Origin of the sequence: Aggregicoccus sp. 17bor-14, assembly GCF_009659535.1 — a bacterium.
Classification (GTDB): Bacteria; Myxococcota; Myxococcia; order Myxococcales; family Myxococcaceae; genus Aggregicoccus.
Map to the genome: position 1 here is coordinate 61,127 of NZ_VJZZ01000011.1, position 23,990 is coordinate 85,116.

The window sequence follows — 23,990 nt, forward strand, 5'->3', positions numbered from 1 at the left end:
TGGGCAAAAGGACGCGCGGGGTGTAGACCCAGGGGACTCATGTCATTCCAGATCATCGTCCATGAGCAGGACCGCATCCTCGAAGTCGTCTACCCCGAGCGCCCCAGCGCCGCGGACGTGGCGGACTATCTGGCGAAGGTGCGCCCCGTCATCGAGCAGTTCGCGGGGCCCTGGAGCGCGCTGGTGGACCAGTCGCAGCTGCGCATGCTCGCGCGCGAGTTCGTGCCCCAGATGGCGAGCCTCAACGCCTTCGCCCAGCTCAAGGGCATGCAGCGCTCGGCGCGCATCGTCTCGGACGCGGCGAGCGGCCTGCAGGCCTGGCGCATGACGAAGCAGGCGCTGCTCACCATTCCCACCTCGACCTTCGACAACCGCGCAGACGCGCTCGCCTGGCTGAAGGACCCCGAGGCCTGAAGGCAGGGCGGGCAGGCGCGGGAGGCCGCAGGTTGTCCCGCCGCCGGGGGCAGCACACCCTGAGGGGTCCCACCCGCTTCCGGAGGTGACCCCATGGGCCTGCAGCAGACGTACGGCGACGTGCTGGACACGGCGAAGCAGCTCGGCGTGCAGCTGACCGAGGTGAAGGAGGACGGCGGCAAGCTCGTCCTCAAGGGCAGCGCCCCCTACGCCTTCGAGCGCGACCTCGTCTGGGACAAGATCAAGACCCACGCGAACTGGCAGGCCGAGACGATGGTGGACCTGAAGGTCAGCCACGACGACGCCTATGGCTACTGGACGGTGAAGAGCGGCGACACGCTCTCCAAGATCGCCCAGCAGCTCTACCGCGACCCCAAGCTGTACCCGAAGATCTTCGAGCTCAACCGCGATCAGCTGAAGGACCCGGACAAGATCCAGGTCGGCCAGCGGCTGAAGCTCCCGTCCAAGGACTCCGTGAAGCACGCCTGAAGCGCGTGCGGCACTCAGGGCGTGGTGCGCGGGCGCGCGGTGGTCGCGCGCTTGCGCGCCGCCGGCACCTTCTTCGCGGCCGGTGCCTTCGCTGCAGGCACCTTCACGGTGTTGCGCGCCTTGACTGCGACGGGCGCCTTCTCGGCCTTCCTGGCCGGCGGCGCCTTGGCAGCGGGCGCCGTGCGCACGACGTTGGCGCCCAGGACCTTGGGGTCCATCGTCACGCTCACCGGGCAGTGATCCGAGCCGTGCACGTCCGGGTGGATGGCCGCCGCGCGCACGAAGGGCATCGCGCCGGGGGAGGCGAGCACGTAGTCGATCCTCCAGCCCACGTTGCGCTCGCGCGCTCCGCCGCGCTGGCTCCACCAGCTGTAGTGGCCGCCGGCCGGCTGGAAGTGGCGGAAGGTGTCCACCCAGCCCGCGGCGAGCCAGCGCGAGAGCTCCTCGCGCTCCTCGGGGCGAAAGCCGCTCGTCTCGCGGTTCTCGCGGGGGCGCGCGAGGTCCAGCTCCGCGTGCGCGGTGTTGAAGTCACCCATCACGAGCAGCCGCTCGCCCTTCAGGTGCGCGCGCTTCAGCCGGTCGAAGAGCACGGCGTAGAAGCGCAGCTTGTAGGGGATGCGGCTGTTGTCGCGCTCCTTGCCGTTGCCGTTGGGGAAGTACGCGTTGACGACCGTGAGCTGGCCGAAGGTGGCCACCTGCAGGCGCCCCTCGCAGTCCAGGTCGTCGTGGCCGAGCAGCGTCTCCACGCAGTCGGGCCGGAGCCGGCTGAACAGCCCCACGCCGCTGTAGCCCGCGCGCGTCGCGTGCACGAAGTGGGTGTGCCAGCCCTCGGGCGAGCGCGCCTCGTCCGGCAGCTGCTCCGCTTGGGCGCGCACCTCCTGCACCCCCACCACGTCTGCGCCGCTCGCGTGCAGCCAGCTGCAGAAGCCCTTCTTGTGCGCCGCGCGCAGCCCGTTCACGTTCCAGGAGACGATCTTCACGGCGCCACCTTAGCGGGCACCTGCTTGTCGAGGAAGGTGCCCAGGAGCACCCAGCGCCGCGCGTCGGCCTCCTTGCGTGGGCGCGCCATCAGCGGCGTGGTGTAGTGCCAGAAGGGGAGGCGATAGACGGTGATGCCGCCCACGGTGCTCACCCGGGTCATCTCGCTGAAGTGGCCGTCCTGGGCGTACACCAGCCACTGGTGGTCGACCGCGGGGGTGGCGAGGCTCAGGTGCATGTCCACGTAGCCGTGGGCCGCCTCGGGCTCCTCGGGGTGGTGATCGTTGTGTGGGCCGCTGTAGTCGCCCGGTCCGTAGCACAGGAGCTGGATGCCCCAGCGCCGGCGCAGGGGGCGCCCGGCGACCGCCGCCGCGAAGGCCGCGAAGCTCTCCGACCGCAGCATGGCGATGAGCCCCACCTCGTCCGCGGCCTTCCACGAGCGCGAGCGGCGGCTCTCCAGCAGCGCCGTGCGCACGCGCACCGTCTTGGGCAGCAGCTCCGCGTAGTTCTCGGTCATCCCGGCGAGCGACTCCTCGGGAATGGGGTCCTCCATGCGCATCAGCGTGCCGGGCATGGCGCGCTCGAGGAGGTCTCGGCAGGCGGCCGCGCGGCGCGCGTCCACCACGTCGGTGAGCGCGAGGAAGGGGCGGGTGGGGTCGAGCAGCGCGCCGCAGGCGCGGCGGTCGCGGCCCTCGAGGATGCGCCGGCCCCGCGGGGTGAGCAGCTCGGCGAACTCGGTGGGAAAGGAGCGCATGGCGGGCGCGAAGATGCCCTACTTCGCCGCCTTCTCGAAGCGCATCGCGGCGCTGTTCATGCAGTAGCGCAGGCCCGTGGGCGCGGGGCCGTCGTCGAACACGTGGCCCAGGTGCCCGCCGCAGCGCGCGCACAGCACCTCCGTGCGGGTGCCGAAGAGGCTGTGGTCCTCGCGCGTGACGACGGAGTCCGCCCGCGCCGGGCGGAAGAAGCTGGGCCAGCCCGTGCCCGAGTCGAACTTCGCGTCCGAGGTGAAGAGCAGCTGCCCGCAGCCGGCGCAGCGGTACACCCCCTTCTCGTGGTTGTCCCACAGGGCCCCGGTGAAGGGCCGCTCGGTGTCCGCCTTGCGCAGCACGGCGTACTGACCCGCGCTCAGCTGGGCGCGCCACTCGGCGTCCGTCTTCTGCACGGGGAAGGGGTGGTCGGCCTCGTGCGCGTGGGCAGGCGGCGAGGCGCAGGCGAGGGAGGCGAGGACGAGGAGGGCGGGGAGGCGGAGTGCGCGCATGGTGATGGCACTACGCGCGGGGGCCTGAATGGGTTGCACTGACTGGCGAATGACGCCCCGGCTGCCGGGCCCCCGCCCTACACCCTGGCGGGCAGGCAGGACGGGGGTTAGACTGCCCCGTCCATGCGTCCCGTCGCCGCCATCCGTGCTGTGCCCGTGAAGCGCGAGCGCGCAGGCGGCCGGGTCACGCTCACCCACGGCGGAGCCACGGCTTCGCTTGGGACGGACGCCGCGCGCCCCTCGTAGCTCTCGCGCCCGGCGTCCTCCTCCAGACCCTCGATTCTCTGCGGACGCGGGCCCTGCACGCATCCGCGCCGTGCCCTCTCGCGCCGGGTGTCCCCATCGGGGGCCGCCGGCTCAATTCCCTTTGGAGTACCCCGATGACTTCGCAGCGCAAGATGACCGTGACGGAGCAGGACCTGCAGCGCCTCACCCGCGTGCTCGAGCAGTGCGAGGGCGGCCGCTTCGCCCAGCCCGCCGAGCTGCTCGAGCTGGAGCTCGCCGAGGCCCGCGTCGCCGCCTCCCGCGAGGTGCCCCCGACGCTCGTCACCATGAACAGCAGCGTCGTCTTCGAGGACGAGGAGACCGGCTCGCGGCGCGAGGTGACGCTGTGCTACCCGCGCGATGCCTTCGAGGGCGGTGGGACCCGCGTGTCGGTGCTCGCGCCGGTGGGAGGCGCGCTGCTCGGCCGCCTCGTGGGCGAGCGCACGGCGCTGCGCGTCCCGGGCGGACGCACCCGCTACGTGCGCGTGGTGGCCGTGCCCTACCAGCCGGAGGCCGCCGGTGACCTGCACCTCTAGCGGCTCGCGAGAGGACCGCTGGCTGCACCTGGTGCAGGCGGCGCTGCGGCTCGAGGAGGGGGATGCCTCTGCTGCGCCGCGCGTCGCCGACGTGCAGGCGCTGCTGGACAGCCTGCTGGAGGTGTTCCCCTCGAGCGTCGACCCCGTGGAGGACTTCGAGGGGTACGCGGTGCGCAAACTCGCCCAGGCCCTGCGCAGCGCGCTGCGGTAGGACGGGGGCATGACACGCACGCTCGGCCGCACGGGCCTGGCCGTCTCCCGCCTCGGGCTCGGGCTCGCGGCGCTGGGCCGGCCGGGCTACATCACCCTCGGACACGCCGAGGACCTCGGGAGAGATCGCAGCGAGGAGGCCCTCGAGGCCCACGCACACGCGGTGCTGGATGCCGCGTGGGCCGCGGGCGTGCGCTACGTGGACGCGGCACGCTCGTACGGGCGCGCCGAGGCCTTCCTCTCCTCGTGGCTCGCACGCCGGGGCATTGCGCCGGGGGCGCTCTCGGTGGGCTCCAAGTGGGGCTACACGTACACCGCGGGCTGGCGGGTGGATGCGCCGAAGCACGAGGTGAAGGAGCACTCGCTCGCCACGCTCGAGCGCCAGGTGCAGGAGAGCCGCGCGCTGCTCGGCGCGTACCTCGGGCTGTACCAGATCCACTCGGCGACTCGGGAGAGCGGGGTGCTCGAGGACGCGGGGGTGCTGGACGGGCTCGCGCGGCTGCGAGATGGCGGCCTCGCGGTGGGGCTCTCGCTCAGTGGCGCGGGCCAGGCGGACACGCTGCGGCGCGCGCTTGAGGTGCGCCGCGGGGGGCAGCCGCTCTTCGCCTGTGTGCAGGCGACGTGGAACCTGCTCGAGCCCTCCGTGGGGCCCGCGCTCGCGGACGCGCATGCCTCCGGGATGGGCGTCATCGTGAAGGAGGTCGTGGCCAACGGGCGGCTCACGCCGCGCAACGGGGAGCCCGGGCTGGCGCCGCTTCGCGAGGCGGCTGTGCAGCTTGGCGCGTCGGTGGATGCGGTCGCTGTGGCCGCTGCGCTCGCGCAGCCCTGGGCGGACGTGGTGCTCAGCGGCGCGGCGACGGTGGCGCAGCTGCAGAGCCATCTGTCGGCGCAGGCGCTGGTGTTGCCGGAACGGGGGCTGGAGGGGCTCGCGGAGCAGCCGCGCGTCTACTGGGAGCGCCGGTCGGGGCTCGCCTGGAATTGAGCCTCTCCGGCGGCGACCCGGAGTGGTGTGCTGGCATCCCTGCCTCTCACACGCTCAGCCCGGGCTCCTGGGAGAGAGGGAATCACGATGGCGTTTCGCTCCGCCAAGCGCGCGCGGCCGCTGCTCTCACGGCACGCTCCGGGGAGGCGCAGGGCGGGGCACGGGAGCACGCTGGACGAAATGTTCCGGCCGAGGGGACCCTCCCGATTGTGGGGCGGCGCGTGATGCAAAATCGTAAAATCCTATTTTACCTTTTTGCGCGAGGTAGCCCTTCGAGCTCCGGCGGGCCCGCACGGAGAGTGAAGCCGCTCGCTGTGCGCCCCCGGTGCGCCGCGCACGGCGAGGCCCGCGCGCACTCGGCGTCATCGGCACGAGCCCGTCCCCTCCCGTGTCCGCCCCTTGCCCGAGGCGTGCGGGGCTCGACCTCGCACCTCTTCGCAAAAGGTGTCACACGCGCGTGCGCCGTGCGGCCGTGCGCGCAGTGAGCGTTGCGGCAGCGCTACGGCGTCGCGCTCGCGGTGGCGCGCCGTAAACCTGCACGAAGACGCGGCGCAGCGCTCGCGCGGAGCCGAAGCCGACGCGCTCAGCCACCTGCTCCACGGACATGCGCGGGTCTTCCAGGAGTTGGCGCGCCTGCGCCGCGCGGATGCGCTGCTGGTAGTCCACGATGGTGGTGCCGGTCTGCTCGCGAAAGAGGCGTGTGAGGTTGCGCACGCTGGTGTGGGCGAGCCGGGCGAGCTCCTCCAGGGGCCACGGCCGCTCCGGCGCTCGGCTCAGCGCGTCCTGCACCCGGTGCACGCTGGGGTGCAGGTGGTTGCGGAAGGCGAGCCACGGGGAGATCTGCGGGTCGTTGCTCGTGCGCCGCTGCCACACCACCAGCTCGCGCGCCACGGTCTGCGCCGTCACCGCGCCCGCGTGCCGCTCGATGAGGTGCAGCGCGAGGTCGATGCCCGTCGTCACGCCTGCGCTCGTGCACACCGCGCCGTCCTCGACGAAGACGCGGTCCTCGAGCACCTCGGCGCGTGGGGCGAGCTCGCGCAGGCGGCCCGTGAGCGAGTGGTGCGTGGTGCACTGGCGCCCGTCCAGGAGCCCCGCCTCTCCGGCGAGCAGCGCCGCGGAGCACACGCAGGCGAGCCGCTGCTGCGGCGTGAGCACGCGCCGCAGCCATGCGACGACCGCGCGCGACTCGGGGTTCTCGTAGCCCGTGGCCGCGCCCATCACTCCGGTGAGGAAGACGAGGGCGCCGGGCGGGAGGGCGTCCGGCAGCGGCTCGAGGTCTCCCACGCTCAAGCCCAGGGCGTTCCTCACCGTGGGCGTGGGCGACACGCAGTGCACCCGGAAGGGCGCACCGTGGCGCACGGCGTACGCGAAGGCCTCTGCCGGACCCGAGAGGTCCAGCATCAGGAAGCGCGGGGTGAGGACGAAGTAGACGTCGAGCTGCACGGGCGCCCAGCCTAGCTCAGAGCCCCGCGAGGCACTGCGTCACGGTCTTGATGGAGGCGAAGCGGCCCTCGAGCACCAGCTCGGTGCGCTCCTTGAGCTCCTCGGGGGAGTAGGTGCGCCCGTTCGGGTGCGTCATCGGGAAGGTGAGGGTGGCCTCGGTGACGTAGTCCACCGCGTAGCCCAGGTCCGAGGCGACGCGCGTCGTCGTCTCGCAGCACTGCTCGGTGCGGATGCCGGTGACGATCACCTTCTTGATGCCGCGCGTGCGCAGCCAGTAGTCGAGCCCCGTGTCCGTGAAGGCGTTGTGCACGTGCTTGTGGAAGAGCACGTCGTGGTGCTCGGGGAGCCAGGCCATGGGCTTCACCAGGCCGGAGGCGAGCGAGAAGGCGCCCTCGTCCTCCACGTGGAGGATGCGGACGATGGGGACCTTTCGGGCCTTGCAGCCCTCGATAAGCGCGAGGAGCCGGTCGCGAAAGGCCGGGAGGTCCTTCTCGCTCCAGTAGGGGCGGACTTCGAAGGAGCGCTGGACGTCGACGAGGAGCAGAGCGGTGTCGGTCATGGGCAATGAGTACCCCTGCCCACCCGCGGCGTCGAGGTGCGCCGCGGACAGGAAGGGGACCATTCGGGCCAAGGGTGCTAGCGCAGGGAGGCCTCGGCGCTCGCGCCCTGCGCGGCCTTCAGCGCGATGCACTGGTCCACCGCCTCCAGCGCGTTGGCCAGTGCGCGCGCCCCGCCCTGGGCCTTCGCCAGGCGCGGGGCGAAGAAGGCCTCTGCGTCGTCGCGCGCCTCGGGGCTGCAGAAGCCTGCGGCCAGCGCAGCGAGCCGCGCGACGGAGGTCTCGGGCAGCCGGGCCGCCAGCGCGTCGTAGTGCGCCTTCGTGAAGTCGTACGCGAGCTGCCGCGTGCGCACGTCCCCCGCGGCTCCCGCCAGCAGGGGCATGCCCTCGCGCAGGTCCAGCTCCGGCTGCAGGAGCAGCTCCAGCTGCGTGCGAACGAGGGAGGGCTCGCGCACCTGCGACAGCGCGGCGATCAGCTGCTGGCGCAGCTTGCGGTCGGGCGTGGTCTTCATCTTCGCGAGCAGCTCGGCGTGCAGCGCCGCGTCCGTGCCCGCCACCGCCACCGCGAGCACCGGGTCCACCTGCTCCGCCTCGAGGCTCGCCGGATTCGCGAGCCAGCCGCGCGCGAGCCCCTGCGCCTGGCGGATGAGCGCCTCGTCGCGGCCGTCCTGGCCCACCAGCGTCACCAGCTTCGGGCGCAGCAGGCGCGCGTCCTCGCTCTCTCCGCGCTTCGCAGTGAGCCCGAGTGCGCGCACACGGGCCTGGAACACCTCGCGCACGAAGCGCTCGCGCGCGGGCAGCAGCGACGCGGGCAGCAGCTCCTTGCGCAGCACGCCCATCAGGCGCACGGCTGCGAGCACCACCTCGCGCTCGGGCGCGCCTGCGTACTGGCGCACCCACTGCATCGCCTCGGTGATCGGCAGCCGGCCGGCCAGCACCAGGGCCCGCGCATCGCCCAGCAGCGCCACGCGCTCCTCCGCCGTGAGCTTCTTCGCGTGCGGCCCGAGCAAGGCCCGCAGCTCAGCGGGCTCGAGCGCGCTGCGGTAGTAACCCGCGCCATCCGCGTTCGGCATCACCCACGCGGGACAGCCCTTCGCGCCCTCCAGCAGCAGCTCACCCTGCGCGGCCTCCAGCACGGTGCACGCGCGCCGGGCCTCGCCGGTGGGGCCGCCGTAGCGCACGCACAGCGGCAGGTGCCAGGTCTGCGCAGCGCCGGGCTTGCTGCCCAGTGGCACGTAGCGCTGCTGGGTGAGGCGCAGCGCCGGGGCCTTGTCCTTCGCGCACTGCAGTTGCACGCCCAGCAGCGGTGCGCCGGTCTGGTCGAGGAAGCTTCCGAGCACCGGGGCGACGTCGCGGCCGGCCTCGGCCGAGAGTGCCTTCGCGAAGTCGCCCACGGTGGCGCTGCCGTGCGGGTGGGCGCCCAGGTAGCTGCGCACCCCACGGCGGAACGCATCCTCGCCGAGCCACGCCTCCGTCATGCGCAGCACCGCGGCGCCCTTGATGTAGCTGATGGGGTCGTAGACGCTGTAGATGTCGTCGAGGCGCTCGACCGGCTGACGGACGCGGCGTGCGGTGGAGAGGCTGTCCACCTCGAGTGCGAGGTTGCGGCTCGCCACGCGGCGCAGGTCCTCGCCCCAGGTGGGCTGCCACTGCGCCACCAGGTGCGAGGCCATCCACGTGGCGAAGGACTCGTTGAGCCAGACATCGTCCCACCACGCCATGGTCACCCAGTTGCCGAACCACTGGTGCGAGAGCTCGTGCATCTGGGTGTTCGCGAAGCCGCGCTGGCGGGCGATCGTGTCCTGCTCCGGCTTGCTGAGGATGAGCGAGGAGTCGTAGGTAACCAGGCCCGCGTTCTCCATCGCGCCGCGCTGCAGCGGCACCGCCATCACGTCCAGCTTCGCGTAGGGGTAGGGCGTGCCGAAGTAGCGCTCCAGCTGGCCCAGCACCTCCGGCGTCACTTCCGCCGCGTAGGTGGCCTCCACGCGCCGGCCGCGCGGCGTGATGATGCGCGTGGGGACCTTGCGCTGCCCGGAGGGCTTCGCCTCCAGCACGTCGAAGGGCCCTACGCCGAAGGCCACGAGGTAGGTGGGCAGCGGCTCGCTGGGCGCGAAGCGGAAGGTCTGCAGGCCATCGGCGCGCGGGTGCACCTCTACTTGCGGCGTGTTGGCCACGGCCATCACGTCCCGCGGCACATTCAGCGTCAGCGTCCAGGGCGTCTTGAAGCCCGGCTCGTCGAAGCAGGGGAAGGCGCGGCGCGCGGCGATGGGCGCGAAGTAGGAGAAGACGTACCAGTCGTCGCCCTCCTTCACGCGGAAGAGTCCCTCCACCTCGCGCTCGGAGAGCGGGCCCGTGTAGTCGATGCGGAGCTGCACCTTGCCCGCGGGCAGCAGTTGCGGCGCGGCGAAGCCCAGGAAGTCTCCCTCTGCTTGGAGCGCTTCGAGCGGCACCTGCTTGTCGCCCAGCTGCGCGGACGCTCTGGTGATGGTCAGGCCCTTGCCGTGCAGCCACACGAGGTCGGTGGCGAGCGAGAGCTGCAGGTCGATGGTGACGCGCCCCTCGAAGCGCGGCTGCTCCGGGCGCAGCGTGAGCTCCAGCGCATAGGCGGTGGGCTTCACGTACTCGCTGAGGCGCAGCGCAGGCGGCGTGGGATGGCCGCGGGGCGCGACGGGAGCAGCGGCCACCTGCGGTGCGGGCGCACCGGGCTGCGGCGAGGCTGCGGCGCGGGAGCGGGCGCAGCCGGCGAGAGGAGCACCCAGGAGGAGGACCAGCGGGAGCAGCGTCGAGCGCAGTGCGGGCATGGGGGCCCTGGGTCTAGCGCAGGCGGGGCCGCGCGTGCCACGGCGTCAGGACTTCCTGGCAGACATCAATCACGGATGAAGGCCGCACACGGTCTCCTACGCGACGGAACCGAAGGCGACTCTTCGGGCCAAGCTTGGATAGCTCCGGTTCAGTGGGCGTCCTTTGCCTGGCACTGCGCCTCGCTCTCCGGGGCAAGTGCCAGCTCGCTGTCTTCGCCCAGGTCGTCGAGGACACGAAGCAGGTCCGAAATGGTGGCGCTCCCTGACACGTTCAGCGCGACGCAGCGCCACCCACTGAAGGGCCGTGCTCGCTTCAATGCCGCCTCGTCCGGCGGTGACGTCGGGCTGAGGGTCAGGGACGCCTTGTGTTCGGCGTGCGAGTCTCGACACCCGGCCTGGAGTGACAGCGCAGGGTGCGTGCGGACCAAGGAAGAGAAGGCACTGCCCAGCGCCGGGCTGACGTGGGCGAGCGCTTGGCGCGTGGCCGGTGACACGGGCTGCTCGGGGCCCGACGCGAGCTCGACCGCGCCCACGCCGAGGCGTCGCGCCGCGCCGGCGAGGCAGAGCAGTGAGCTCAGCGTGGCGTCGGGCTCGAGCGCGACCGACAGGGAGGTGGGAGGAACCGGAGGCCCCGCGAGCGCTACGGCAAGCTCCTGCCTGTAGCGAGACAGCGCCTCGTCCGCGCCGCGCCCCGATGCCTCCCAGCGAACGCGCGGCGTGCCGGGCAGCGACACGCCGTCGGCGCCGAGGCTCAGCGAAGGCCTGAGGCCCCCGTCATCGAGCGCATCGCCAGCGGGAGTCGCTCCCGTCCACAAGGCCGCGGGGGGCTCGGTTGCCCCTCCTGCCTGCACGAACGTGACGACCTGCGAGAGGACACGCCGCACCTCCAGCACGTGGAGCACTTGCAACGCCGCGAGCAGGACGGCGCCCCAGGCGAGCGATCGGGACCCGTGGGAGCCCCGCACCGCAATGCCCTTCCTGCCGAGCAGCAGCAGTGCGAGGGGCGCGGCCGCGGCTGCCCCCAGCTGCAGCATCTGCAGCCAGGCCCAGCTTCGGGCATCGGTGTCCATCGATGCCTTCCAGCTGTCGAGCCCGGTCTCCGCAATGCTGGAGAAGAACTCGACACCGGCGCGCGAGGCCAGCGTCTCACTTGCAACGCTGACCCAGGCGACCAGAAGCGCCAGGGGGAGGAGCACTCCGGCGGGCGTCCACCGAGGCGGGGGCGCAGCCCGGAACCTCCAGGCGTCGAGCGCCACCACGGCGAGCAGTGAGCCGAGGAGCGCGGCCGTCGCGCCGGCTGCAGCGGCCTGGACCGCGAGCAACTCGGAGACGCCGGCTGCGAGCGTGGCGATGCCGCCCGTGCCTGCGGCGAACATCAGCGCCAGGACCTGATGCTCCCAACCCCAACCCATATGCAGCGAGCCCAAAGCCCAGGGCATGGCGGCCAGCACCAGGGTGAGCCGTGGAGCGCGCCGCCCGGAGCTACCCCAGCGGAAGCAGAGCACCGCCTGCACGAGTGCACATACGAACGCGCTCAGTCCGAGGAGCCGAGTGGAGAGCGGAACGGAGTAGTCCACATCAGAGATCGTGAACGGCTCGCCCGAGCCGAGCGGCGCAGGTTGGTGCTCGAGCAGAATCCACGCGAGGACGCCGCCCATCAGGAAGACGAAGGGCAGGCTCCCATACAGGAAGCCCCGCGACAGCGAGCCCGCCACGTCGCGCTCGCTCACTGCCACGGATTTCACGCCCCACCCACCCCGAACGCGTAGTGCAGCACGAGCAGCACCGAGAGCACGTAGGCGATGGGGTGCACCTCGCGCCCGCGCCCGCTCACCAGCTTGATGGCGCTGTAGGAGACGATGCCTGCCGCGATGCCGTTCGCGATGGAGTAGGTGAAGGGCATCAGGGCCACCGTGAGGAACGCAGGGATGCCCTCGTCGAGCCGGCTCCAGCTCAGCTCTCCGATAGCGCCCATCATCATCGCGCCGACGACGATGAGCGCGGGCGCGGTGGCCACCGCGGGGATCGCGCTGAACAGCGGGATGAAGAAGAGCGCGAAGAGGAAGAGCACGGCCACGGTGACGGCGGTGAGCCCCGTGCGCCCGCCCTCTTCGACCCCTGCGGCGGACTCGACGTAGGCAGTGACGGTGCTCGTGCCCAGCACCGCGCCCACCGTGGTGCCCACGGCGTCCGCGGCGAAGGCGGGCGTCGCGCCCGGGAGCTCCCCGTTCTTGTCCAGGAAGCCCGCGGCGCGGCCCACGCCGATCAGCGTGCCCGCGGTGTCGAAGATGTCCACGAAGAGGAAGGCGATGACCACGCCCACCAGCTTGCCGGTCATCAGCGAGCCGAAGTCGAAGGCCCACAGCGTCTCGCGCGGCAGCTTCGGCAGGCTGAACAGCTGCGAGGGCGGGTGCGCGAGCCCCAGCGCCCACGAGGCCAGAGTCACCGCAGCGATCCCGATGAGCAGCGAGCCCTTCACCTTGCGGCTGGTGAGCGCGGCGATGAGCACCAGCCCTCCGAGCGCGAGCAGGGCGCCGGGCTTGTGCAGGTCTCCGAGCTGCACGAGCGTCGCGGGGCTCGCCACCACGAGGCCCGCGTTCTTCAGGCCGATGATCGCGAGGAACAGCCCGATGCCCGCGGTGGTCGCGAGCTTGATGGGCAGGGGAATCGCGCGGATGAGCGCGGTGCGGATGCCCGCGTACGCGAGCACGATGAAGAGCAGCCCCTCCACGAACACCGCCGTGAGCGCGGTGCGCCAGCTCACGCCCATGCCCAGCACGACGCCGTAGGTGAAGTAGGCGTTGAGCCCCATGCCCGGCGCGAGCGCGAAGGGGAAGTTCGCGTACAGGCCCATCAGCAGCGTGCCGAAGGCCGCGCCCAGCGCGGTGGCCACCGTCACGTCCGCCGGCGGCATCCCCGCCTGCCCGAGGATCTGCGGGTTGACGAAGAGGATGTAGGCCATGGTCAGGAACGTCACCAGGCCTGCGCGCAGCTCGGTGGGGACGCTCGAGCCGCGCTCGGTGATGCGGAAGTGCCGATCGAGTGCGTTCATGGGAGCCCGAGCCTAGTGGCTCAGGCGTCCCAGTAGTACGTCCACTTCAGCAGCAGCACGTCGTTGGCGGGACCTGCGAACAGATCCTTCGGGGCGAGCGTCGCGTAGGGCTGCGCGCCCTCGGCCGTGGGCAGCCCCTGCTGCGCGCGCGTGTACACGAGGAAGAGCGTGGAGCCGAGCCGGTACTCCCAGCGCAGCACCGCGCTCAGGTTGAGCGCCGCGTCGTAGAAGTCCGCGTCCCCGTTCACCGCCGAGGGCGCGAGCTCGCCGAGCCGGATGGGGCGGCGCGCGGCGTCCGAGGTGGCCTCGTAGTAGGCGTTGTAGTGGCCGTAGTCGGTGAACACCTGGGCGTAGCCCTGCAAGGTGAGGCGCGGGGTGATGACCCAGCTCTGGCGCAGCGTGACGGAGAGGAACTGGGAGTCGAGCTGTCCGAAGAGGAAGCGGCCGTCCGAAAGCGTATCCACGTAGCGTGCCGCATGCGGGGTGCCGTCATCGGCCACCGTGATCTGCGTCTCCACCGCGGGGTGCGGGCGCAGCTTGAGCGTGAGCTCGCCGCCCCAGCCCCAGGCGCCGGGGCTCGGGCCCGCGGCATAGTGGTACCCGAGCGCCACGTTGCCCGCGAGCGACACGGCGCGGTTCGGGTTGGTCTCGGCGAAGGCAGCCCAGAAGGCGGACTTCGGGTTCTGCAGCGGCACGCCCGCGCTGTCGATCTCGCGGATGTCGTAGCCGCCCACGTTGAGGCCCGTCTCCACGCCCACCAGGTCGAAGGAGGGCAGGGTGACGTTGCCGTTGAAGTTGAGGAAGCTGCCGCGGTTGAGCTGGCCATCCGCCGTCCAGTCCGAGCCGCCGCCGAAGTTGAGCTGCAGCCCCTTGAGCTTGCCGATGCCGTTGGGGCGCGCGTAGCGCACCGCGGCGCGCGCCGAGTGGATGTTCTGGATGCGCTGGAAGCCGGTGGCGTTGAGGTCCAGGCGCGGGCTCGCATAGTCGTAGCCCACGTCGAAGCGGAAGCCCTCGCCGCCGAACTTGCCCGCGCGCACGTAGGTGCCCGCGCCCACGTCCCCGCGGCTGAGCACCGTGCCGTCGCGCAGCGTGCGCGCAGGGGGACCGGCCACGGCCTGGGACGCGGCCACCTGCCCCAGCACGCCGTAGGCGCTGTCCGGGCTCTTGAAGTTGAAGTCCAGCGCGCCCGCGTTGCCGTAGCGCCCGAGGCAGGCGAGCGGCTGCAGGTCCTCGTCCAGGACGAGGTCGTCTGCGGTGCAGCCTCCGCTCATGGGCAGCGCGGAGGTGAAGGTGCCGCCCACGCGCGAGTTCTTGCCCACGCTCGCGCGCGCCACGGCCGCCAGGTAGTTGGTGGACACCGGGGTGCGCCCGGGCAGCTCGTTGTTCAGCCCGAGGTGGAAGGGGCGCTCGGGGTGGAAGCCGGGGCGGCGATCCGGAGCCTCCTCGCTCGCGCCCTCGAGGCCGGGCCCCATCACGTACGCGTCCAGCAGCCCCACCTCCACGCCCTTGCTCACGGTGCCCGTCACCTTGCCCGCGGCGAGGATGGGCGTCTGCAGGCCGATGCGCCGCGAGTAGAAGAGCGACTGCGGCGGCCGCCCCGTCTCGCTGCCCACCGCCTGGAAGAGCTCGAGGCCCTGCGTGAAGAAGGGGCGCTTCTCCTGGAAGAAGGTCTCGAAGGTGCTCAGGTTCAGCTGCAGCGAGTCCGCCTCCACCTGCCCGAAGTCCGGGTTCACGGTGGCGTTCAGGGTGAGGTCGCTGGTGAGCGCGGTGCGCAGGTCCAGGCCCACGTCCATCGCGGGGTTGAAGAGGCGCGGGTGGGGCTGGGCCGCGTCCGAGAACTGCGGCTGCAGGCCCGCGCGCGCGGCCACGTAGGGCAAGAGCTCCACGGCGTTGCGCGAGGACACGCCCTCGAGCCCGCGCAGGTGCCCCATGCGCGACACGTTCGCGTTGGTGGTGCGCGGGTTGTCCACCATCTCGATCTCCTCGTTCTTGCGCGGGATGTCCCGGCGCACCGAGAAGCCCCAGGTCTGGATGGGGGCCGAGGGGAAGCGCAGCTGCGAGAGAGGGATGGCGTACTCGGCCGTCCAGCCGTCGGGGCGGCTGCCCGAGGCGCCCGCCCACACCCCGTCCCAGTCCGGGGTGTAGAAGCGGTCGTCGTAGAAGAGCCCGTCACCCTGCACGCCGCCCGCGCTCAGGTAGAAGCTGTACGCGGTGCGGTGATCGTGCGTGGGGTCCAGCATCACCTGCACCGCGTCCGCGAAGAGGTCGCTGTCGCGGCGGCCGAGGCGCCGGCTGATGAGCTCGGGGTGCGAGTCGTAGCAGGTGATGCCGAAGTAGACGTTCTCCGCGTCGTACAGGATGCGCACCTCGGTGCGCTCGCTGGGCGCGCGGCCCGCGTCCGGGTAGCGCTGTACGAAAGCGTCGAAGGCGGGGGCGCGGGCCCAGTCGGCCTCGTCCAGCTGCCCGTCCACCGCGATGGGGCCCTGGGCACGCGCCGTCTGGACGAAGAGGTTCACGCCCGGACCCTCCACCGCCGCGAGGGCGGGGAGGGAGGCGAGCAAGGCGCACAGCGCGCTGGAAACGGCCCACTGACGGAACACGCACACCCTTCCGGCCCGGGCCTTCGTTGGACTAGTGCTTCTGCTCGCCCTTGCCTCCGGACACCGAACGCACGAACTCGCGATCGATTCCGTGGATTCGCATCTGGACGAGCTGGTCCGGGGTGAGGTCCTTGTATCCCGCCTCGCGCATCTCGCGAATGTATTCGGGGCTCACACCGTGGATGCGCATGGTCACGAGGTCGTCCGGCTTCAGGCCCTTGTAGCCGAGCGAGGCGAGCTCCCGGATGAACTCCGGGCTGACTCCGTGGATGCTCATCGCCTGCAGGTCGTCCCCGCTCAGGTTCTTGTAGCCGGCGGCCGCGAGCGCCTCGATACGCTCGGGGGTGACGCCGTGGATGCGCAGGCTGACCAGCTCGTCCGGGTCCTGGGCCTTGAAGCCGCGCGCGCGCATCGCTTGCACGTATTCCGGGGTGACCCCGTGGATGCGCATGGCGACGAGGTCGTCGAAGGCGACCTTCTGGAAGCCCAGCTTGCCCATGCTGTCGATGAACTCGGGCGTGACGCCGTGGATGCGGGCCGTCACCAGCTCGTCCAGGGTGAGCGAGGTGTAGCCGCGCGAGCGCATCGCGCGCACGAAGTCCGGGGTGACCTCGAAGATGCCTGTCTTCACCAGCTCCTCACCCGTGATGCCGCGAAAGCCCAGGCTCTGCAGCTCCTTCACGCGCGCGGTGGAGACGTCGAAGACGGCGAGGCTGAGGCGGTCCTCCTCGCCCAGGTCCTTGAAGCCGAGCCCCGCCATGGTCTGGAGGTAGGTGGCGCTGGGGGTGAACTGGTAGAAGCCCGCGCCCCGGCCCTCGGAGAAGCGGCCGTCGAGCTGCAGCGTGCCGGCCTCGCGCACCAGCTGGAAGCTCTGCTCACCGGAGGCCTTCGGGTCCAGGCCCTTGAGCGCGTCCAGGCGCACCGGGAAGCCCATGTGGTTGCCGCCGTGCTCCCCGTCGTGCGGGCGGTCCAAGTTGAGCTGCAGCCGGTCCTGGCGCAGCTCGCCCGTCCATGCGCCCTTCTCCTCGGTGCCGGTGTTCGGGCGGGGCGTCGAAGGAGCCGGGGACGGGGCCGCGGCGGCCTCGCGGACGGTGGAGAGGGCGAGGAGCGAGAGCAGCAGCAGGGGCAGCGTCAGCGGGGTGCATCGCATGGCAGACCTCCGGTAGGGCCCGCGCGCAGCGGGGCGCGCGGGCGGCAGATGGGACGGCGGTGGAGCGCGGCGGCTACTTGCGAGAGCCCTGCAGGCCGCGGACGAAGTCGCCGTCCACGCCGCTGGCGCGCAGGCGCACCAGTTGGTCCACGCTGAGCTGCTGGAAGCCCGCGTCCTTGAGCGAGCGCACGTAGGGGGCCGTCACGCCCATGGCGCGCAGCTTGGAGAGCTCCTTCACGGAGAGCTTGGAGTAGCCGACCTGCTGCAGCTCCTTCACGTAGTCGCTGCTCACGCCGAGGGCGCGCAGCTGCTTGAGCTGCTCGAGCGGGAGCTTCCCGTAGCCGAGCTGGCCCAGCTCGCGGATGTAGTCCTCGCTCACGCCCACGGCGCGCGCCTCGGTGACCTCCTCCGGCTTGAGGCCCGTGTACCCCTGCGCCTTGAGCGCGGCGACGAACTGGCTGGTCACGCCCAGGTTGCGCATGTTCACCAGCTCGTCGGCGGTCAGGTTCCGGCCGAACGCGGCCTTCATGTCCCGCGCGAACTCCGGGGTGACCCCCGCGTGGCCGAACTGCACCAGGTTCTCCACCGTCGGCGTGTAGCCCATGGCCTGCATCTCCTGCACTCGCTTCGCGTCCACTCCGGCGGTGCGCAGGCGGATGAGCTGGTCCACCGAGAGCGGGCCGCTGCCCACGCGCGTCTGGTCCGGGGCCTCGTCGCGGTCGTCGTCGGTGTCCACGTCGGTGTCGACATCCGCGTCGTCGTCCGGGTCGGCATCGCGGTCGTCACCCTGCACGACCTTCTCCTTGATCTTCTCCTTGTCCTTCTCCTTGTCCTTGGACTTCTCCTTCACCTTGTCCTTCGACGAGACGGGCGCGGCGGGGGCCGCAGGAGCCGCGGGCGCGGCAGGAGCTGCGCGCGGCGCGGGCGGGGCGGGCGGCGCGGCAGGCGTGTTCTGGGCGAGCAGGTCCGAGGGGAGGCTGCGGGCGAGCTCGCTCTCCGGCGCGGGCGAGGTCTCCGGCGGGGGCACCACGGCCTGGGCGACGCTGGGCACGACCGCGGGGAGCACGAGCAGGGAGAGGGGCGCCGCGACCGCGAGGCTGCTGGCGAGCGTGAGCGCGGAGGCGCCGGCGGCCCAGCGCGTGCGGCAGGTGGTGCGCGAGGGCAGCACGAGGCGGCGAACGCGCTGCGCGAGGCTGCCGCCGGTGGCGGACATCGCGGGCAGGGCGCCTGCGGTTGCGGGCAGGCGCAGGGCCTCGAGCGCGGTGAGGGCGCGTGCGTAGGAGACGGCGCTGCCGCAGGCCTCCACCGCGAGATCGTCGCAGCAGTGCTCGCGCTCCTCGCGCACCGCGCGCCCCAGCCAGTGCGCCGCCGGGTGGTAGAAGAAGAGCGTCTCCACGAAGGCCTGCACCAGGTTCACCGCGAAGTCGTGGCGCCGGATGTGCGCGAGCTCGTGCGCGAGCACCATCTCCAGCTGGCGCGCCGGGAGCCCCGCGAGCGCGCTCACCGGCACCAGCACCACCGGCGCGATCCAGCCCAGGGTGGCCGGGCCGTCCAGGCCCTGCGTCTGCAGCAGCGCCACCGCGCGGCCGAGCCCCATGCGCTGGGCGAGCCGGTCCAGGCGCGCCTGCCACTCGGGCGGGCTCGCCTCCGCGCCGCGCACCAGCTGCCGCAGCCGCGCGTGGCCGCGCGCGAGCCGCAGCGCCGAGAGCGCCACGCCCAGCGCCCACGCGAAGACGAGCCAGGGCAGCGCCAGGCTCAGCTGCAGCTGCACCTGCTCGAAGAGGGAGGGGCCCGCGTCCGGCAGCGCGGCGGGCGCCGCCTCCACGGCCTCGAGCACCACGGGGGCGCGCGGCGCATGGACCGCCGGCGCGGAGAGCGCGGGCTGCGCAGCCACCTCGCAGCAGGCCTCCGCGTCCGGCGCCGCGGGCGGCACGTACGCGTGCAGGGCCGTGGCCAGGGCGAGCACCGGCATCAGCGCGAGCGCCGTGCAGGCCAGCGCGTAGCGCAGGGCGGCGGCGCGCCGGTCCACCCAGCGCAGCGCGAGCGCGGTGATCAGCGCGAGCGCTGCGCCCTGCCACAGCGAGTGCACGAGCGCCCAGCCCACCGCCTCGAGCAGCGCGGTGCGCACGGGGGCTCCAGGGAGCGTGGACAGCAAGGGACTCAGGCTCGACGACACCAGGCTGGGCAGCACCGGGCTCATTGCTCCTCTCCTTCCAGGCTGTCGAGCAGCTGGCGCAGCTGCGCGAGCTCCTCGGGGGACGTGCGCTTCGTGCTCAGCGCCTGCATCGCGAGCTGCGCCGGGGAGCCGCCGAAGGCGCGCTCCAGCAGGTCGCTCACCAGCTGCCGCTGCGTGCGCTGCTCGGTGGCGCGCGCCGCGTACACGTGGGCGCGCTGCGTCTCGTCGCGCACCACCAGGCCCTTGTCGGCCATGATCTGCATCAGCTTGAGCGTCGTCGTGTAGCCGCTCGCCCCGTCGCCGCCGCTCGCCTCGCGCAGCGCCTCGTGCACCTCGCGCACCGTGCTGGGGCCGCGGCGCCACAGCACCCGCAGGATCCCCAGCTCACTGTCCGTCGGCCTCGGCAGCTTCACGTCGTTCATCTCGGCCCTCGCAGCTCGCATCGTGAGGGGAAGATGTACGAAGGGATTCGTAATGTCAACGAAGGCCTTCGTAGTACCGGGGTCCAGCCCGAGCGGGAGCCCGGCTGCCCGGCAGCAGGACAGGCCCAGGCCGGCGGTTGTTGGCCTGTTGGGAGATGCACATCTCGAATGGAGCGATGGCCGAGGACGGGCCCCGGGCCGCGAGGGGCTCGCCGGGCCGCTGGCCCAGACGGGAGTGACGAGTGATGCGACGAGTGATTCTGGGAGCAGGGCTGCTGGCAGGGCTGGCAGGCTGCGCGGGGACGCAGAACGTGTCGACCGGGGCGCTGGTCGACTCGCAGGTCTCCATCCGCGAGGCGGAGGAGGCCGGGGCGGTGCAGGTGCCGGACGCGGCGCGCCACCTGCAGCTGGCGAAGGAGCAGACGGCCGAGGCGCGCAAGCTCCTGGACGGCGGCGACCGCGACCAGGCGGCGCTCTACCTGCAGCGCGCCGAGGCGGACGCGCAGCTCGCCCTCGCGCTCGCGAAGGAGGCGCCCGCGCGCGCCGAGGCCGAGCGCGCGATGGAGCAGGTGAAGGCCCTGCAGAACAACCCCCAGACGGCCCCACCGGCCACCGGTGGCAGCGGCGCGTCAGCCAAGCCCGCGCAGCCCCCGCAGCCCGCCGCCCGGCCCGCGGCGCCCGCGCCGGCAACGCAGTCGCCGCAGCCTGCCTCGCCGCAGCCGGTGCAGGACCCCACGGCCGCCCCCGCCACGGGCTCGCCCCCGGCGACGCCGCAGCCCACCCCGTACTGAGCCGCGCGCGCGCAGCCGCCGCGCCCGCCTGAGCCCCCAAGACATCTGAAGACATCTGAAGAGAACTGGAGAAGCCATGCAGGGATGGAAGCGTTGGACGTGGGGAGTGCTGGGGGCGGCCGCCCTGGCAGGCTGCGCGGGGGGCATGCCGCGCGAGCTGCTGGATGCGCGCTATGCGTTCCAGCGCGCCTCGACGGGGCCCGCGGCGCAGTACAGCCCGGCCTACCTCGCGCAGGCGCGCGAGGCGCTGGATGCCGCGAACCGCTCCTACGAGAAGAGCAAGGACTCGGAGCAGACGCGCACGCTCTCGTACGTGGCGCTGCGCAAGGCGCAGATCGCCGAGGCGCGCGCGCAGCTCGCGCTGGCCGAGCAGCAGCGCGCCCAGGCAGACCAGCAGCTGCAGGCCGCGCGCAGCTCGGACCAGGCGCGGCTGCGCGCCGAGCTGGAGCAGGCGCGCTCGCAGCTGAACGAGGCGCACGCGATGCGCGAGGAGGCCGAGCGGCGCCAGGCGGAGGTGGCCGCGCAGCAGGAGCAGGCCGCGCGCGACCAGCAGCTCGCCCAGGCCCAGCAGGAGGAGCAGCAGCGCGCGCAGCGGCTCGCGGACGCGGAAGCGCGCATGAACCAGCTCAACGCCCAGCTGGACGCCGAGCGCCAGGCGCGCGCCCAGGCCGAGCAGCGCGCCGCGCAGGCCGAGTCCGCGGCCGCCGCCCAGCTGCGCGCCATCAAGCAGGTGAAGGTGAAGGAGGACGAGCGCGGCCTCGTGCTCACGCTCTCCGGCAGCGTGCTCTTCCGCTCGGGCAGCAGTGAGCTGCTGCCCGCCGCGAAGCGCCGCCTGAACGAGGTGGCAGACGCCCTGCAGAAGGCGACGAACCCGCTGCTCATCGAGGGGCACACCGACAGCCAGGGCCCGGACTCGCTCAACGAGGAGCTCTCGGACCGCCGCGCCGAGGTGGTGCGCGACTACCTCATCGACCAGGGCGTGCCCGGCGACCGCATCCGCGCGCGCGGCTTCGGCGAGTCGCGCCCCGTCGCCTCCAACGGCACCGCGGAGGGCCGCGCGAACAACCGCCGCGTGGAGATCGTGCTCGAGCGCACCGTGGCCACCGGCGGCTCCGGCGCGGGCGCGCAACCGCCCGCCCCCGGCACCGGCAGCACCGCCCAGCCGCCTGCGCCGCCGCCGCCCGGCAGCTCCGGTGAGGCGACGCCTCCCCCGGGCACCGGCGGCTCCGGTCAGGTGGGACAGCCCCTGCCCGAGCCCGGCACCGGCGGCTCCGGCGACCTGAACGCGACCGATGCAGGCACCGGTGGCTCCGGCGACGTGACGCCGCCGCCGCAGCAGCCGCTGGGCCCCGAGCGCCAGGAGCAGGCCACGCCGCGCCCGCCGGACGAGCCCGCGCCGCCCCAGTCCGAGCCGCCGCCTCCGCCGCGGCCCTAGGCCACCCTCCACGCCGTCCCGCTTCAGGCCGGGCCTCCGTCCCCGCTGCGCGCGCCGCCCCCCCGCGCGCCGGGGCGGAGGCCCGCGCCGCTTCGGGCGCCGCAGGTGCGGGGAGGTGGGAGGGCCGGGGTGCTTTCCACCCGTCTGTCTGCGGCCCCGGCGGTTGGCGTAGCCTCGCGCTCCGACGGCGCGGCGCACGCGTCCGCGCGCGTGCTCCCGGGGCCCTGGCGTTGGCGACCTACCGACTCATCCGCAAGCTGGCCACCGGCGGCATGGCCGAGGTGTTCCTCGCAGTGGGCGTGGGCGCCGAGGGCTTCGAGAAGCCCGTGGCGGTGAAGCGCATCCTGCCCAACCTCGCCGAGGACCGCGGCTTCGTGGAGCTGTTCCTGCGCGAGGCGAAGCTCACGGTGGCGCTGCAGCACGCCAACGTGGTGCAGGTGTTCGACCTCGGCGCGCTCGGCGGCCGCTACTACATGGTGCTCGAGTTCGTGGACGGCGAGAACCTGCGCGCGCTGCAGCGCGAGGCGGCGCAGCGCGGGGTGGCGCTGGGCGTGCGCGAGGCCTGCTTCATCGTGCAGCAGGTGGCCGAGGGGCTCGCCTACGCGCACGGGCGCACGGATGCGGCCGGGCAGCCCCTGAACGTCATCCACCGGGACGTGAACCCCTCCAACGTGATGGTGAGCGCGGCGGGCGAGGTGAAGCTCGCGGACTTCGGCATCGCCAAGGCGGCCAACGCGAGCTCGCACACGCAGGCGGGGATGGTGAAGGGCAAGAGCGGCTACGTCTCGCCGGAGCAGGTGCTGCGCGGCGAGACGGATCAGCGCTCCGACATCTTCCTGCTCGGGCTGCTGCTCTACGAGCTGCTCGCGGGGCGCCAGCTCTTCGGGGACCCCGACTACTTCCAGGCCCTGCGCGCCATCTCCGAGTTCGACGTGCGCACCCTCGCGCCGCTGCCAGGGGTGCCGCCCGCGCTGGGGCAGGTGCTCTCGCGCGCGCTCGCGCAGGACCCCGGCGCGCGCTACCAGAGGGCGCGCGAGCTCTCGGACGCGCTGCGCGACTTCCTCTTCGATCACCGCCTGCGCGTGGGCCCGAGCGAGCTGGGCGAGCTCTTCGCGCGCGTCTTCCCCGAGCGCCGCTCGCCCCTGCAGCTCGCCGCGAGCGAAGGGGGAGAGCAGATCCGCCTCGAGTCCGGCACGCCGCCGCGCGCGGGCGCTTCCCGCACCACGCCCGCTGCCGCCCCCCCGCCGCCCCTGGCCGTGCGTGCGGCCGCCGCGCCGCCGCCCGCGCCGGGCCCGCGTCCGGCGCCCGCGCAGGGGCTCCCGCGCCCGGCCGCGGCCGCGCCCCGGGCTCGGGGCGCGGCGGCCCACCGGCGCGTGGGCGAGCTGCTGGTGGCGAGCGGGAAGGTGACGCAGGCGCAGCTCGCCTCCGCGCTCGAGCGCCAGCGCCGCCAGGGCGGGCGCGTGGGCGACATGCTGGTGGCGGACGGCGTGGTGACGGAGGAGGACGTGGTGCGCGTCCTCAGCGAGCAGTCCGGCGTGCCCTTCGTCTCGGACGAGAAGCTGCGCACGATGCCCGTGCCCACCGCGCTGCTCGCCGCGCTGCCCATGGAGCAGGCCGAGCGCTTCGAGGCGGTGCCCATCGCGCAGGCCGGCAGGGAGCTCGTCCTCGCGATGCGCGAGCCGCGCAACCTCGGACGGCTGGACGAGCTCAAGTTCCGCACCGGCGCGAGCGTGCGCGGCGTGTTCGCGACCGAGGGCGCGCTGCGCCACGCGATCGGCCGCTTCTACCGCGGGGAAGTGCCCACTCCCGCGTGGGCGACGCGCGTGGCCGGGCCGGGCTCCGCGGCGGAGCCCGGGGTGATGCCCTTCTCGGACCGGCACACCGGCACCCGCGAGCGGCTCCTGGACGAGGCGGCGCTCGCCACCGCGGCGCAGGCGGCCGAGCGCCCGGCGCAGCTGCAGGGGCGCGTGCTGGACGCCGCGCTCGGGATGCTGGGCGGCGCGGCCGAGCAGGGCCCCGCGCTCGCGCGGCTCGCGCGGGGCGTGGCGCGGCGGCTGGGCTCGGGGCCCGTGGAGGCGGAGCGCGCGGCGGCCGTGGCCTACGCGGCCACCTTCGCGGCGCGCATGGAGGGCAGCGGGCGCTTCACCCGCCCCGGCGCGGACACGCTGAGCGCCCTGCTGGGCGCGGACGCGGGCGAGCACGCGGGCCTCATCGCGGTGTGCGCGCCCGGTGCGCCGGCGCCCGCGGCCGCCGCCGGAAGCGCCGCGCAGGCGCTCTACGCCGCGCTCGCGCTGCTCGAGGCGGCCGGCAGCGCGCGGCCCCCGCCGGCGCAGGCCACCCGGGCGCTCTCCGCGCTGCGCGCCTCCGGGGCGCTCGGCCCGGGCGCCCTCGACGCGCTCACGGCCGAGATGCAGGAGCCGGTGCGCTAGACTC

General features: G+C 73.2%; 20 protein-coding genes. 8 read left to right on the forward strand and 12 right to left on the reverse strand.

Going from position 1 to position 23,990, the window contains the following annotated elements; translation table 11 throughout:
* Positions 1-39 precede the first annotated feature (39 nt).
* Both FGE12_RS20515 and FGE12_RS20520 read left to right on the forward strand, forming a co-directional pair.
* On the forward strand, positions 40-414 hold the full coding sequence (locus FGE12_RS20515; RefSeq protein WP_153868228.1) for an STAS/SEC14 domain-containing protein: 375 nt from the start codon (positions 40-42) through the stop codon (positions 412-414).
* Between the two features lie 93 nt (positions 415-507).
* Positions 508-903 (forward strand): LysM peptidoglycan-binding domain-containing protein, encoded by a 396-nt coding sequence (locus FGE12_RS20520; RefSeq protein WP_153868229.1) that lies wholly within the window; start codon positions 508-510, stop codon positions 901-903.
* 14 nt (positions 904-917) lie between these two features.
* On the opposite strand, the gene FGE12_RS20525 is transcribed toward FGE12_RS20520, so the two are convergent.
* The 3 genes from FGE12_RS20525 to msrB are packed head-to-tail and all read right to left on the reverse strand — an operon-like array spanning position 918 to position 3,139.
* Positions 918-1,883 carry an exodeoxyribonuclease III gene (locus FGE12_RS20525; RefSeq protein ID WP_194798111.1) on the reverse strand — a complete coding sequence of 322 codons (966 nt, stop codon included), beginning with the start codon at positions 1,881-1,883 and terminating at the stop codon, positions 918-920.
* Positions 1,880-2,635, reverse strand: coding sequence for a hypothetical protein (locus FGE12_RS20530; protein ID WP_153868230.1), 756 nt, complete (start codon positions 2,633-2,635; stop codon positions 1,880-1,882). The genes FGE12_RS20525 and FGE12_RS20530 overlap by 4 nt, the downstream gene beginning before the upstream one ends.
* 18 nt (positions 2,636-2,653) lie before the next feature.
* On the reverse strand, positions 2,654-3,139 hold the full coding sequence (gene msrB / locus FGE12_RS20535) for a peptide-methionine (R)-S-oxide reductase MsrB (protein ID WP_153868231.1): 486 nt from the start codon (positions 3,137-3,139) through the stop codon (positions 2,654-2,656).
* A gap of 380 nt (positions 3,140-3,519) precedes the next feature.
* Here msrB and rnk point away from each other — a divergent pair, with 380 nt between their 5' ends.
* From rnk to FGE12_RS20550, 3 genes are read left to right on the forward strand one after another with little or no spacing between them, the layout of a single operon-like run.
* Positions 3,520-3,939, forward strand: a complete 420-nt coding sequence (gene rnk / locus FGE12_RS20540) for a nucleoside diphosphate kinase regulator (RefSeq protein WP_153868232.1) — start codon at positions 3,520-3,522, stop codon at positions 3,937-3,939.
* Complete coding sequence (locus FGE12_RS20545; protein ID WP_153868233.1) at positions 3,923-4,150, forward strand: hypothetical protein; 228 nt, start codon at positions 3,923-3,925, stop codon at positions 4,148-4,150. The genes rnk and FGE12_RS20545 overlap by 17 nt, the downstream gene beginning before the upstream one ends.
* A gap of 9 nt (positions 4,151-4,159) precedes the next feature.
* Positions 4,160-5,131 carry an aldo/keto reductase gene (locus tag FGE12_RS20550; protein WP_153868234.1) on the forward strand — a complete coding sequence of 324 codons (972 nt, stop codon included), beginning with the start codon at positions 4,160-4,162 and terminating at the stop codon, positions 5,129-5,131.
* A gap of 447 nt (positions 5,132-5,578) precedes the next feature.
* Here FGE12_RS20550 and FGE12_RS31015 read toward each other — a convergent pair whose 3' ends face one another.
* From FGE12_RS31015 to FGE12_RS20595, 9 genes are all read right to left on the reverse strand, one after another.
* Positions 5,579-6,574 (reverse strand): GlxA family transcriptional regulator, encoded by a 996-nt coding sequence (locus tag FGE12_RS31015; RefSeq protein ID WP_370459082.1) that lies wholly within the window; start codon positions 6,572-6,574, stop codon positions 5,579-5,581.
* A 16-nt stretch (positions 6,575-6,590) separates the two neighbouring features.
* Positions 6,591-7,133 (reverse strand): cysteine hydrolase family protein, encoded by a 543-nt coding sequence (locus tag FGE12_RS20560; protein WP_153868235.1) that lies wholly within the window; start codon positions 7,131-7,133, stop codon positions 6,591-6,593.
* A 77-nt stretch (positions 7,134-7,210) separates the two neighbouring features.
* Positions 7,211-9,931 carry a M1 family metallopeptidase gene (locus FGE12_RS20565; RefSeq protein ID WP_153868236.1) on the reverse strand — a complete coding sequence of 907 codons (2,721 nt, stop codon included), beginning with the start codon at positions 9,929-9,931 and terminating at the stop codon, positions 7,211-7,213.
* A gap of 149 nt (positions 9,932-10,080) precedes the next feature.
* A complete protein-coding gene (locus FGE12_RS20570) occupies positions 10,081-11,676 on the reverse strand; it encodes a hypothetical protein (protein WP_194798112.1) in 1,596 nt (531 codons plus the stop codon).
* Complete coding sequence (locus FGE12_RS20575; protein WP_153868238.1) at positions 11,673-12,983, reverse strand: NCS2 family permease; 1,311 nt, start codon at positions 12,981-12,983, stop codon at positions 11,673-11,675. Before FGE12_RS20575 ends, FGE12_RS20570 begins: the two co-directional genes overlap by 4 nt.
* A gap of 20 nt (positions 12,984-13,003) precedes the next feature.
* Positions 13,004-15,499 (reverse strand): DUF5916 domain-containing protein, encoded by a 2,496-nt coding sequence (locus tag FGE12_RS20580; protein WP_370459083.1) that lies wholly within the window; start codon positions 15,497-15,499, stop codon positions 13,004-13,006.
* Positions 15,500-15,614: 115 nt separating this feature from the next.
* Positions 15,615-16,733, reverse strand: coding sequence for a 4-hydroxy-3-methylbut-2-enyl diphosphate reductase (locus FGE12_RS20585; RefSeq protein WP_153868239.1), 1,119 nt, complete (start codon positions 16,731-16,733; stop codon positions 15,615-15,617).
* A gap of 73 nt (positions 16,734-16,806) precedes the next feature.
* Positions 16,807-18,933, reverse strand: coding sequence for a M56 family metallopeptidase (locus FGE12_RS20590; protein ID WP_153868240.1), 2,127 nt, complete (start codon positions 18,931-18,933; stop codon positions 16,807-16,809).
* Positions 18,930-19,331, reverse strand: a complete 402-nt coding sequence (locus FGE12_RS20595; RefSeq protein WP_153868241.1) for a BlaI/MecI/CopY family transcriptional regulator — start codon at positions 19,329-19,331, stop codon at positions 18,930-18,932. Before FGE12_RS20595 ends, FGE12_RS20590 begins: the two co-directional genes overlap by 4 nt.
* A gap of 245 nt (positions 19,332-19,576) precedes the next feature.
* Between FGE12_RS20595 and FGE12_RS20600 the strand changes: the two genes are divergently transcribed.
* The 3 genes from FGE12_RS20600 (at position 19,577) to FGE12_RS20610 (ending at position 23,986) form a co-directional block, all read left to right on the forward strand.
* Complete coding sequence (locus FGE12_RS20600) at positions 19,577-20,122, forward strand: lipoprotein (protein ID WP_153868242.1); 546 nt, start codon at positions 19,577-19,579, stop codon at positions 20,120-20,122.
* A 76-nt stretch (positions 20,123-20,198) separates the two neighbouring features.
* On the forward strand, positions 20,199-21,557 hold the full coding sequence (locus FGE12_RS30785) for an OmpA family protein (protein ID WP_153868243.1): 1,359 nt from the start codon (positions 20,199-20,201) through the stop codon (positions 21,555-21,557).
* 230 nt (positions 21,558-21,787) lie between these two features.
* Entirely contained in the window at positions 21,788-23,986 is a 2,199-nt protein-coding gene (locus FGE12_RS20610) for a protein kinase (RefSeq protein ID WP_228530957.1), read from the forward strand.
* Positions 23,987-23,990 lie beyond the last annotated feature (4 nt).